9 protein-coding genes and 1 pseudogene are annotated in these 11,658 nt (G+C 33.9%); 4 read left to right on the top strand and 6 right to left on the bottom strand.

Going from position 1 to position 11,658, the window contains the following annotated elements; genetic code table 11:
- The first annotated feature begins 229 nt into the window (after positions 1-229).
- The 3 genes and pseudogenes from M3225_RS25565 (at position 230) to M3225_RS25555 (ending at position 2,348) form a co-directional block, all read left to right on the top strand.
- Positions 230-826 (top strand): VC0807 family protein, encoded by a 597-nt coding sequence (locus M3225_RS25565; RefSeq protein ID WP_251399442.1) that lies wholly within the window; start codon positions 230-232, stop codon positions 824-826.
- A 441-nt stretch (positions 827-1,267) separates the two neighbouring features.
- Entirely contained in the window at positions 1,268-2,164 is an 897-nt protein-coding gene (locus M3225_RS25560) for a MarR family transcriptional regulator (protein ID WP_251399440.1), read from the top strand.
- Positions 2,101-2,348, top strand: a pseudogene (locus M3225_RS25555) (HU family DNA-binding protein). The gene M3225_RS25560 and the pseudogene M3225_RS25555 overlap by 64 nt, the downstream one beginning before the upstream one ends.
- 68 nt (positions 2,349-2,416) lie before the next feature.
- Here the strand turns inward: M3225_RS25555 and M3225_RS25550 are convergent.
- Positions 2,417-3,643, bottom strand: coding sequence for a CynX/NimT family MFS transporter (locus tag M3225_RS25550; protein ID WP_251399437.1), 1,227 nt, complete (start codon positions 3,641-3,643; stop codon positions 2,417-2,419).
- Between the two features lie 1,237 nt (positions 3,644-4,880).
- Between M3225_RS25550 and M3225_RS25545 the strand changes: the two genes are divergently transcribed.
- Positions 4,881-6,001, top strand: a protein-coding gene (locus M3225_RS25545) for an IS3 family transposase (protein WP_251399434.1) whose coding sequence is annotated in 2 segments (ribosomal slippage) — positions 4,881-5,130 and positions 5,130-6,001 — 1,122 coding nt in all. Because the reading frame shifts where the segments join, the coding sequence is not laid out codon by codon here.
- 1,005 nt (positions 6,002-7,006) lie between these two features.
- Here the strand turns inward: M3225_RS25545 and M3225_RS25540 are convergent.
- The 5 genes from M3225_RS25540 to M3225_RS25520 all read right to left on the bottom strand — a co-directional run bounded on the left by M3225_RS25540 (position 7,007) and on the right by M3225_RS25520 (position 11,433).
- Complete coding sequence (locus M3225_RS25540; RefSeq protein ID WP_251399431.1) at positions 7,007-7,570, bottom strand: methyltransferase family protein; 564 nt, start codon at positions 7,568-7,570, stop codon at positions 7,007-7,009.
- Between the two features lie 104 nt (positions 7,571-7,674).
- A complete protein-coding gene (locus tag M3225_RS25535) occupies positions 7,675-9,291 on the bottom strand; it encodes an FAD-dependent monooxygenase (protein WP_251399429.1) in 1,617 nt (538 codons plus the stop codon).
- 356 nt (positions 9,292-9,647) lie between these two features.
- Positions 9,648-10,172, bottom strand: coding sequence for a hypothetical protein (locus M3225_RS25530; RefSeq protein ID WP_251399419.1), 525 nt, complete (start codon positions 10,170-10,172; stop codon positions 9,648-9,650).
- Between the two features lie 187 nt (positions 10,173-10,359).
- Positions 10,360-10,803, bottom strand: coding sequence for a VOC family protein (locus M3225_RS25525; RefSeq protein WP_251399417.1), 444 nt, complete (start codon positions 10,801-10,803; stop codon positions 10,360-10,362).
- Between the two features lie 249 nt (positions 10,804-11,052).
- Positions 11,053-11,433, bottom strand: a complete 381-nt coding sequence (locus M3225_RS25520) for a DoxX family protein (protein ID WP_251399415.1) — start codon at positions 11,431-11,433, stop codon at positions 11,053-11,055.
- Positions 11,434-11,658 lie beyond the last annotated feature (225 nt).

The raw sequence follows: 11,658 nt of genomic DNA, 5'->3' as shown, positions 1-11,658 counted from the left end.
AACTCCTTAAATATTCCCACCAAATAAATGAGAGGGAAATATGAATAGATATCAGTTAATACATAATAATGAATTTTTAAATTTTGAAGTATATATACATTTGATAAAGAGGTTAATTTCCTCCACTGTGTCGAATATATTTTTACATGTTCCTTTTTCACTTAGCTCTTGCGAAAGTTGTGGAAGGTTCAATAAACCATATAGAGAGAATGGAAGGAGGGTGTAGAGAATGCAAACAAGCAAAGTAGAAATAATTGTAAGTGTCCTCATCAATATTGTTTTACCTTACTTAATCTATACCATTTTAAAAACGCATATAACAAGTATTATTGCATTATCTTTTGCAGCATGTGTTCCATTAGTAGATACACTTTATCATCTCATAAAGGATAAAAAGCTGGATACGTTCTCTTTTTTTATTTTTTCAGGAATTGTTCTTAGCATAGTGGCGGCATGGATTGGAGGAGATGAACGTTTTATTCTGTTAAGGGAATCGTATGTTACAGGCATAATGGGACTTGTCTTCTTACTTTCTTTATTGACACCGAAGCCACTGATCTATTACTTTACAATTAGGTTTATTTCAAATAAATCCGTCATGACAAAACGATGGGAAGAAGAGATATCCTTCCGTCACTTTATACGAATAATGGCGGCTGTTTGGGGTATCGGACTGATGATAGAAGCGTTAGTAAAAGTTGTGATTGTGTATGAGTTCCCTATCTCTAAAGCTTTAGTCATCTCTCCTATGGCACAGTATATCATCATTGCCATTTTAATCTACTGGAATATTCATTTTGTCAAACAACGTAGAGAAAAAGCATAAATAAAAGAGGTCACAGAGATAAATTCTGTGACCTCTTTTATTTATGTAAACCGACATTATGTAGGTTCACATAAATCTTACCCCCCGAATAAAAATCATGATTAATATATTTATTTAAAACAAATTTCACTTATTACACTTCCTCTAGAAAAAGGGCCCATTTTTCATCATAGAAAAAACCTAAAGTATTTATGTTTACCATAGCACTTTATAGCTTTATAAATAGGAATTTATGTTTATTTGTCCATGTGAAAATACGATATGATATATTATATATATACCTATAATACTGCATACTATAACTAATCTAGATAATCACAAATAAAAGCACTACTAATCCATAAATATGAATACCATCAAAGGCGTTAGTACAAAGTACTAACGTCCTTTTTACTTTCTTCTTCACTTTATGATTTCTGCACGAACTGGAGGGAGATAACATTGAGTAAAAATCAAAAGCTATGGACCAAGAAGGAAGATTTATTCCTTGAAGAACAATATGGACAGATGACGTTCCAAAGAATTGGTGAACATTTAAATCGTAGCAAAGAATCCGTTAATAAACGGATTATACGATTAAACCTTCGTAATGAAGAGAATTGCTTACGTAAGAAATGGACAATGGAGCAGGACACTTTCTTAAAAGAAAACATTGATATCATGAACAATCGTGAAATAGGAAATCATCTAGGTAAGAGCCCTTCTTCTATTGCTACCCGTATTAAAATATTAAAACTAGTACGAAAAGAAACAATGCGTAGATGGACGGAGCAAGAAGATGAATACCTACTAAAGTATTATGGATACAAATCTCTTGAATCCATATCTAAACAATTACAGCGAAGTGTACAAGCGTTAGAGTCTAGATTAAATCGCTTAGGTTTATATGGAGTAAAAGCCCATACCGGAAATATTACGGTGTATGAACTGGCAAGGTGTCTTCAAATTGATGTTCATACTATCTATAAATGGATTCAAGAAAAGGGATTGACTCATAAAATCACGAGGGCAAAAACACGAAAATTTATAGGAATCGAAGTATCGGCCTTTTGGAAATGGGCTGAGCAGAATAAAAAGCTCCTTAACTTTTCTAAAATACCTACAAATACTCTTGTGCCAGAGCCAGATTGGGTAAGGAAACAACGGAAATATGATTATTATAATCGTCCAAAATATGAAAAAAAACAGTGGACGGAAGAAGAAGATGCTCGTCTATGGTATATGTTCTACGAGGAAGGTCGTACTCAACAAGAAATTAGCCAACTAATAGGACGATCAAGACATGGGGTTCAAAGAAGGTTGAATCGATTACGAAAAAAGAGTCCAAAAAAGCACTAAATGCATTGGTTGAAACTATTTTTAACACTCTTGCAAAAAAGAAAAAATTCAGCTAGTTGGATTTGGTACATTCGAAGTATACCAGTGTGCCGATTGTACAGGATGTAACCCTCAAACGGGTAAAAAAGTGAATATTGCTGCTTCAAAAGTTCCTACGTTTAAAGTAGGTAAACAATTAAAGTAAATGTAGAATAATAATCGATATAAAAACCCTCTAGAACGGTAGCTCTAGAGGGTTTTTATATCGATTAATTATTTAGAAGTTACATATTCATTTTTTCCTGCTCCCATGCCTGCAATAAAAATAAGGACTGAAACTAAAACTAACATCAGTAAAGGAATAGTCCAGCTGTGTGTAATGTCGTGTAGCCCTCCAAATAACACAGGCCCTACAGCAGACAAAAGATAACCGAATGATTGAGCCATACCCGATAGCTCTGCTGCCTCGTTAGTACTTTTTGTACGTAAACTAAAGAACATCATAGCTAAACTAAATACAAATCCAACTCCAATTCCAACCATAATAATCCATAGTGGGATAAGGAGTGTACTTCCATATAAGATGCCGAATAACCCTACAATAAGCAAGACGGCTGGAACAACTACTAATAAACGCTGACTTTGTAAACGTCCAGCTAAAATAGGAACAATAAACGTAATAGGAAGCACAGCAAGCTGCATTAACGATAACATCCAGCCAGCGTCATGAGTGTTCAATCCCTTTTGTTCAAGAATTTCAGGCATCCATGTAATAACTGTGTAGAAGATAAAGGATTGAAATCCCATAAATAATGTGACATTCCATGCTAGTTTAGAACGCCATAAGTTAATAGATTTAACCTTTTGCGCTGTTTGGTCAGACTTCATAGACTTATGTCGATTTCGCAATTGCGGCAACCAAATGAAAATAGTAAGAAGAGACAAAAATCCCCAACATCCAAGGGCTCCGGTCCATCCTAAACCTGATAATGAAGAAATAGGAATACTTATACCAGATCCAATAGCGCCACATAAATTCATAGAAACTGCATAAATTCCTGTCATCATGCCTATATTTTGTGCAAAGTTATATTTAATTAGACTGGGCAACAATACATTACCAATGGCAATAGATAAACCAATTAAGATCGTTCCTATAAATAGGGTTTCTACTCCACCAAAAGAACGTATTCCAATTCCAATTGTTAATAAGATTAAAGAAATGAATAGCGTAAACTCCATGCCAAAACGCCGAGCTAACTTTGGAGCAAAAGGAGATAGGAATGCAAAAGCTAGTAACGGCACTGTAGTTATTGTCCCTGCTAAAGTATTAGATATTCCCAAACTGTCACGAATAGAAGCCACTAGTGGTCCTACAGATGTTAAGGGAGCTCTGAGATTAGCCCCAATTAGGATAATACCTATAATCAGTAATCCTATTCTAGGCTTTATATCTAGTTTTGGTTGTTCTAGTTGATTTTTCGCTTGTGCAATACCCATGATAGCTATAGACCCTCCGTATTTAATCCGAAATTTTTTTATACACAACTCCATTTTGTAGGATCATTGGTTTATTGGTTATTTTAGCATATATATGAGAGTATAAACATGACTGCGGTATTAGACAGCGAAATATTGTGGGTTTTTCTACAAGTAAAGTAATAATTAACAAACATTTAATAAAAATACGTTAATCATGTTTTTGTTTATATTGTAAATTTAAATATTCTCTATTTGTTTATAAGTGATATTATTGATTATTCTTTAAAAACAAATATTTATTAATTACTCTATATTCATTGTTTTTATATTTACTCTAGTTATTATCAAAGAGTGCATTATAAGATTATCGAATCATGCAAATAAGTCATACATAAAATAGAGTAATGCACATTATATATAGATGGAATGATTACAGTAAAAATTAGGAAGGCGCTATTTCAGTCAACTTATCTACTGGGGGTTATAGTGTGGAAAATAAATGGTTATTCATATCAGAAAACAGTGAAAACTCTCCTGATCCAAATGATACTGTAAATCTCGACGAATGGGAAAGTGAGGGTGGTAGAATAGTAGAGATTACGAAATAAAATAAAAAAGGCCTTTGCTCATTGTAATGTTCTGCGACAAGGGTTCTTTTTTAGGTTGGGTTCCGGAAAGAGTATTCATGTAAACTAAAAATGAATAACATATATAGCTCAAAAAAACTACTGGTGTAATAAACTGCCAACTCCAATTATTAGTTTTTGTCTAACAATTGGGGGGGGCAGTTCATTTCCCATGTGTTTTATTCCAATTATGTAACAAAAAGTTGCAGATTTAAAACATAAAGGTTGTACGGCCCATACAGCCTTTGAAGAACATATGAACTTATTACATTTCAAATTCTTATTCTTCTCATCTTACCTAGAAATAAGATCCTTTTTATAGAGACTCGTTCGCTTAAACATAACGGGCGCCCACCTTTTAATCGTGTCCTCATAATGTAAATTCTCAGCAATCGGTAAGTCAATTTCTTTCCCTTCTAATGTATAGAGGCTCTGAGGGACATATGTAGGAGTAATCTCAAAGTCTTCAAATACTAGTTCAAGGATTGCTCTGGCAAAATCCAGAGACATCCCCTGCCACATCATAATAGTAGGATGACCAGGTACATGAACTGGATAGGCTACACTTAGTTGGACAGAATTTTTAAGGTCAAGTAGACTACAGATAACCTATTAAAGGAGCATCTACAATGATCAGAAGAGAACGTCGAACATTTACAGAGGAATTTAAACAACAGATGGTGCAGCTATATCAGAGTGGAAAGCCGAGAAAAGAGATTATTCGTGAATATGACTTGACTCCTTCCTCTTTAGATAAGTGGGTGGAGCAAAGTCAAACGTCTGGTTCGTTTAAAGAAAAAGATAATCTGACCGAGGAACAACAAGAATTGATGGAGCTTCGCAAACGAAATAAACAATTAGAAATGGAGAATGATATTTTAAAGCAAGCCGCGCTGATACTAGGACGAAAGTAAAAGTGATCAAGAATAATCAGCACAAATACTCGATATCAGCAATGTGCAAAGTCCTACAACTCTCAAGAAGTACGTATTATTATGAAGCGAAGGAGCGTCCGACAGAAGATGACGTTACCACTGCAATCATAGACATTTTCCATGCCAATCGTCAGATTTATGGGACACGCAAGGTTAAGCATGAGCTAAAGAAACAAGGAAAAGTCGTCTCAAGACGCCGCATCGGTCGTATCATGAAAGAACAAGAGTTAGTTTCTATCTACACAGTAGCTCAGTTTAAACCACGCTCTACTGAACCAAATGAATCAGAACATAAAAACGAATTGAACCGACGGTTCAAGCAAGAGAGAGCGTTGTCCGTTGTCGTCAGTGATCTCACATATGTAAGAGTGGATAAAAAATGGTCTTACATATGTGTATTTGTCGATCTCTTTAATCGAGAAATTATCGGTTATAGCGTAGGGCCTAATAAGGATGCCTTATTAGTTTACCGAGCATTTGCATCAATAAAAGCGAATCTTCATCAAATCCGGCTCTTCCATACGGACCGAGGAAATGAGTTTAAAAACAAGCTCATAGATAAAGCACTAGAGGCATTTACGATCGGACGATCATTAAGCATGAAAGGTTGTCCATATGACAACGCGGTCGCTGAAGCAACCTTTAAAATCATTAAAACGGAATTTGTGAACGGACGGAATTTTACTAGTTTAGAAGGATTAACAAGGGAGTTACAGGACTATGTCTATTGGTTTAATCACGTGCGTATCCATGGGACACTTGATTATATGAGTCCGATTCAATACAAAATGAAACACCTTAAAAAAACTGTCTAGTTTAGTGTTGACATACCAAACAGAGTATTCCCCGTCGTAGGGTATTCTTTCTTGTTTTAAGTAATTTTCTAGTTGGATAAAGGAAACATAAGATTCAGTGCCATCTAGATATTTTACGATTTCCTCTTTTATTTGATTCTTCATTCTTCCTCACCTTTTAAATAGATAGATTCTCATTGGTTGATTAGCTGCTAGAATAATCTTTCTCTACCTATAGAATTTTTACACACATTGACACTTTTACATATAATCATATAAAAACTATAACGAACCATACACATACATACAAACAATTAACTTTACATACTTTTCACTCGTAACAAAAACGACCATTTTTGTTACGAGTGAAAAGTATAATGAATCTCTGAAACCCCTAAATATGTAATTTTTTTATTTGTAACATTATATTTATTCTGGTGTTTTTGTTACAGTGATTCATTGAGGATATAATACATAATCTAAAAAGGTACACCTTTTTAGATGCCTAAAAAATCAATGATGAAACGTCTATTTAATTTTAAAAATAGACGTTTTTATACGTGCAAAAAGTAATTAATCTTTATAGACGATATGTCATATTCAATTTTAGTTACCATAATGTGAGTTACCGAGATAACAAAAAGAGCCCTTATTCCATGAGGACTCTTTTCATCTATAATTAAGATTTTTGAAATGTATCAATTGATGAAAGCAATTCTTTTAAATCATCAACTGCATGCTCATCAGTAAAATTCCGTCCCCAAAAACATCCTTTTTCCAAAAACCAAGTTAAGACATTTTTTAGAGATAAAACCCTGATTTATCTACGCTACGTAGAAGCATCAGGGGTTTATTTTGCATTCTTCTTTTCAAACTTTCCGATCCCCAAATACTATCATCTTAAACTAACGCACCCGTTTGGTTAAGTACATCTTTCCACATTCTTTATTTTTTTGGCTATGTTAATCTTCCACTTTTACTTTTAATATGAATGAAAGACGTACCCTTTTCCACCAACAACTAATGTTAAAGGTATTTACGAACTTTTTTACAGTATGCTTCGTATTCTTCACCGTAAATCTTTTTCAAGGATTTTTCTTCAAGTTGAACCTGACGATTAAAAAGCCAAAATCCAGCAAATACGTACAATAATAATATCCAGTTTGGTAAAATCAAGAATGTCCCTATCAAAACAAATCCAAAAGCTGTATAAATGGGATTACGGCTAATTGCAAAAACACCTGTTGTTATAAGGTCACCTGGTTTTTCTTTATCAATTCCAACTCTAAAACTTTTCCCAAATGAAATTATGCTTAACGAGAATAATACTAAACCCATCGTGCATAAAACTACACCTATCCAACTAAAGACTTCATTACTAAACAGTTTGGTACCTAGTTTTGGCAAATCGAAAACACTAGAGAAAATAAGATAAAAAAACAGTAATACAAATGGGATAATAAAGAAATCTTTTTTATCTAGCTTACCAAATTTAAAAGCTTTAATTCCCTTTTTCCCCAACTGTTCAGCACGAATTATAACCATCAGCATCATTAAAAGTAATGATATGATTGCAAAATATCCTTGCATAACTCTCCCCCATTATTAATTATCCTACATTTTCTTTACTATTTATTACCTACTTATTACATATAAGGATTTTAACCAATTCTAAATCAGTCGTATTAGTTTATTTACCATAGTATGTTAGTCATGACCTGTTTAAGAATTAGATGGGGATTTGATTCTCCCTCCTTTGTACGCCATGCTACAAAACCGTCTGGTCTTATCAATACAGCTCCTTGAGAGGTAACATTGTACAATTCTTCCCAGCTATCCTCACACTCAACACAATCTCCTTGTGAACCGATACCATAAACATTAATAGGGACACCTAAGTGAGAAGATACATTTCGGGCAGCAGTACGCCAAAGACTATTATCTTCTCCCGTAAATAAGACGAAATTTTCACCTATTAAATCTAAGGTAGATATACACTTATCTTGATACTTCAACCACATATGTGGAGCACGTGTACCTGGTCTTCCGTTTAGTTCTAATTGATCCATTCTATGTGTTGTATCGGAATCTTCCTTGATAATGGCTGCTGAGTTATATTTATACCCTACAGTAACTGCAGTATGGTCCATATTATTGAGGGTGCTTACACCTTTATTTATAATGCTAAATAACAAATCACTGGCATATTTCGTTGTTACTTCTACAGCATAGTGTCTTTCGTCATGATAAGTTTGGAGCAATCGTGGATGAGCTTGTTTGTATATCACTGCAGCCAGCTTCCAAGCTAAATTATGAGCATCTTGAATACCTGTATTTGAACCAAATCCTCCGGTAGGTGGCATAAGGTGAGCTGCGTCTCCAATTAGAAAGACTCGATTATCTTGAAAACGAGTGGCTGTCTGTTCTGCAGCTGCCCAAGGTAAAATACTGAAGATGACAATATCGAAATTTGAAACTCCTATAGCTTTTTTTATAATCTCGCAGCATCGCTTCTCAGAAAAATCTTCCGGACTTTCTCCATTTGAGGGATTATAGGCCACGTGGTAAACCCATTCATCACGATTATTAACTGTGATGAACGCACCAAATACTTCTGGATTTAGGATTTGAATCCAACCAAACTGGCTGCCTTTAAGAAAATGACTTAGATCAGCCTGAAAATAGATATTAATATAATGTCCACCAATGACTCCTCTTCCTGTAGTTGGAATTTTTGTATGTTGACGAATTGTGCTTTTAGCTCCATCTGCCGCAACTAAATAATCACTTCGAATTATTTCTTTCGTTCCCGTCTCTCGATTCATTATAGTGGCCGTTACCCCTAAATCGTCTTGTTGATACGCTATAAGTTCAGTATTATAGCGTATATGCCCCTTCCCTTCTTCAGCAGCTTGAAGAAGGATAGGTTCTAGTTCCATTTGATTACAAGATGCTGGCTTTGAAGGGCTAACCTTTTCAAAACTTTCTATTCTCTCTTTATCAATAGCCTTTTGGGAGTTATCTACAGTTTCTAATTCCTCGAGGTCTATGCTTTTGAGTGTCTCTACAGCAATCCTTCCGCGAATATTATCTAACGGTTCACTAGCAGTACGGATAGCTGCTTCTAATCCAAGTTGTCGAAATACTTCCATCGTACGAAATGTAATCCCTCCGGCTTTTGGATGCATAGCTGTACCAGCATGTTTTTCAATGAGTAAATAATCAACGTTGTGACGTGCCAAAAAAAGAGCAGAGGTGAGGCCACTAAGACCTCCCCCCACTATTAAAACAGGGACATGTTTGTGTGTCATAGACATTTTCCTTTCAATTTTATATTTACCCATGAGTATTACTGAATTCAGTAATCAAACTATAATATAAAAAAAAATGAAATTGTAGACTTTTTTTAGGTTATGTTTTATAATGATAATAGAGTACGCCCCAAATAAGGGGTGTTTTTTTTTTGCTATAACTTTTTAAAAGAACACTTATTAATGTCAATGGAGATAAGAGACACTGCCATACTTTATATATGTATTCCATTCTGTATTATCTTACTGTCTGTGTCCGTATATTCTATACATGTGAAGTTCACATAATGGATTTTATAGGTAACAAAACAAAAACGGCACTTAATAAAAGTACCGTTTTTGTTTTTATGTATTTCTTAGTTAAAATCTTTTTCAATACCGTTACCTGTCACAACAAAATGGAAACAATCTTCACCACGAGTAAAGAATCTCCAAAACTCACTGTATTCATCATCTCTTGAAATATCGGGGAATACATTTAGTGTAAAACCTTTAGATAAAAAGATTGTTAGTCCCCCAATCTCATCTGAATCGATTCTTTCTACAACTAATGGTTCTTTTATGCTTCTCATCAGGTATTCAATTTTTTCATCAAATTTATTGTTTCCTTGCACATCCCAGTCAAAGTCCTCTTTATCTACATTCCAATCTGAACTGGGAGAGTAAAGATCTCCTGAAGCTACTACAATCTTGTTCTCCTTCGTAATACGCCATGAACATTGAATATTTAAAGCATATTCACTTAATTCTATAGTTCTTCCTCTTCTAATTATTGATAACCTTTCTCCTAGCTCAAGCAAAAAAAGATTCGATGCTCTTCCAATATTGTTTAATTTAGACCCTACTAAGCTTTCTAATTGCAATTTAATTTTTTCTTTCATACGGATCTCCTTAATTTTTAACAAAATTACCTTTGTATATCATATACAAGTTTAGTTTACATAACCATTATTATCGGAAAACATAACAAAAAAGGACAAACCGTATATGGTTTGTCCTTTTTTAATCTTATATATCATCTAAAAACACAGTACCATAATTACCGTTGTGAAGAGAATTACATGTGGTTTATTTAACCTCCGTGCCTGTCAGTTGTTGGCTTTGATGTATTATACTTTCATCCATATACATGATCTCCCAAAGATGACCATCTATATCTTGAAAACTCCATCCATACATAAAACCTTGATCAATAGGATCATTTGAAGGCTTTCCGCCAGCTGCTAGAGCCTTATTTACAATCTCATTGACTTTTTCTTTACTTTCAGCAGATAATGCTACAATAACTTCTGTGCTTTTTGTTGCGTCTGAAATTTCTTTTTTAGTAAATATTTTGAAATAGTCTTCAACTAACAACATGACAAATATGTTATCACTAATAACCATGCATGTTGCATTTTCATTGGTAAATTGGGCATTAAATTCAAATCCTATTTTAGTGAAAAAGTCTATGGACTTATTTAGATCTTTAACTGGTAAATTAACAAAAATTTTATCTGTTTTCAATCCCATAATATCCCTCTTTCCTCTTTGTTTTTATCACGTTAAATATATTTCACCATTATTATCCATATCCCTTCTTTAAATAGTTATTAATTTATCCCACTACATTAGTTAAGGAAGATGTATACCCTTTCTATTTTTAGTTACCATAATGGAGTTTGTAAGAATCAAAAGCCCTTGGAATTAATGATTCCAAGGGCTTTTGATGTATGTGAGTTTGAAAAACAAGAATGCTTAAATATCTATTTGTATAATCAATTACCCTTCTTTAATTATTGATTTCTGTTTTAAAATTGCTTGATTTCTTATAAATACAATAATGCTTAAAATAAGAACTACTAAAGGCATTAGAGCCATTAATCCTTGTCCGGCATTAAAAAGGGTGAATATCGCACCTATCATGATTAGCCCTAATCCTCCAGAAGCAGCTATTGCAAGTTTTGGCTTCCAATAACCAATAAATAGTCCAAGTGCACCCAAGACTTCAAGAATCCCAATAGTATACATAAATCCTAGTGGAAAATTGTAGACCTTTGTAAATTCCTGTACCACCGTATTATTACCTGTTAATTTCATAATTCCAGATAATAAAAAATCAATAACTAATAGTCCCTGGATAATTCTTGTAACCCACTTCATAACAGACACCTCCTATAATATTCTTTGTTAAAGTTACTTTGAAAATATATGTTATGTATGTATGTTACAGACGTTTTTTATTTAAAATAAGAAACTTCAGGGACCGTCAATAATTTTGTGTAAATGGGAGTGTCCTTTTCTTATGAACGTTACCCACTAGTTTGCTTTAAACATCATTTGTAGCTCTGCGCGAGCTTGATCGAAACCAATGTGACATCTTGTCGC

Origin of the sequence: Priestia aryabhattai (assembly GCF_023715685.1) — a bacterium.
Lineage (GTDB): Bacteria > Bacillota > Bacilli > Bacillales > Bacillaceae_H > Priestia > Priestia aryabhattai_B.
Note: the sequence above shows the minus strand (reverse complement) of the source record. Positions and strands in the feature narration are given on the sequence as shown.

Bases quoted from the DNA above. Each gene is read 5' to 3' on its own strand.
- M3225_RS25565 (WP_251399442.1), top strand. From the start codon at position 230: ATGCAAACAAGCAAAGTAGAAATAATTGTAAGTGTCCTCATCAATATT.
- M3225_RS25550 (WP_251399437.1), bottom strand. From the start codon at position 3,643: ATGGGTATTGCACAAGCGAAAAATCAACTAGAACAACCAAAACTAGAT.
- M3225_RS25540 (WP_251399431.1), bottom strand. From the start codon at position 7,570: ATGCAAGGATATTTTGCAATCATATCATTACTTTTAATGATGCTGATG.
- M3225_RS25535 (WP_251399429.1), bottom strand. From the start codon at position 9,291: ATGACACACAAACATGTCCCTGTTTTAATAGTGGGGGGAGGTCTTAGT.
- M3225_RS25530 (WP_251399419.1), bottom strand. From the start codon at position 10,172: ATGAAAGAAAAAATTAAATTGCAATTAGAAAGCTTAGTAGGGTCTAAA.
- M3225_RS25525 (WP_251399417.1), bottom strand. From the start codon at position 10,803: ATGGGATTGAAAACAGATAAAATTTTTGTTAATTTACCAGTTAAAGAT.
- M3225_RS25520 (WP_251399415.1), bottom strand. From the start codon at position 11,433: ATGAAGTGGGTTACAAGAATTATCCAGGGACTATTAGTTATTGATTTT.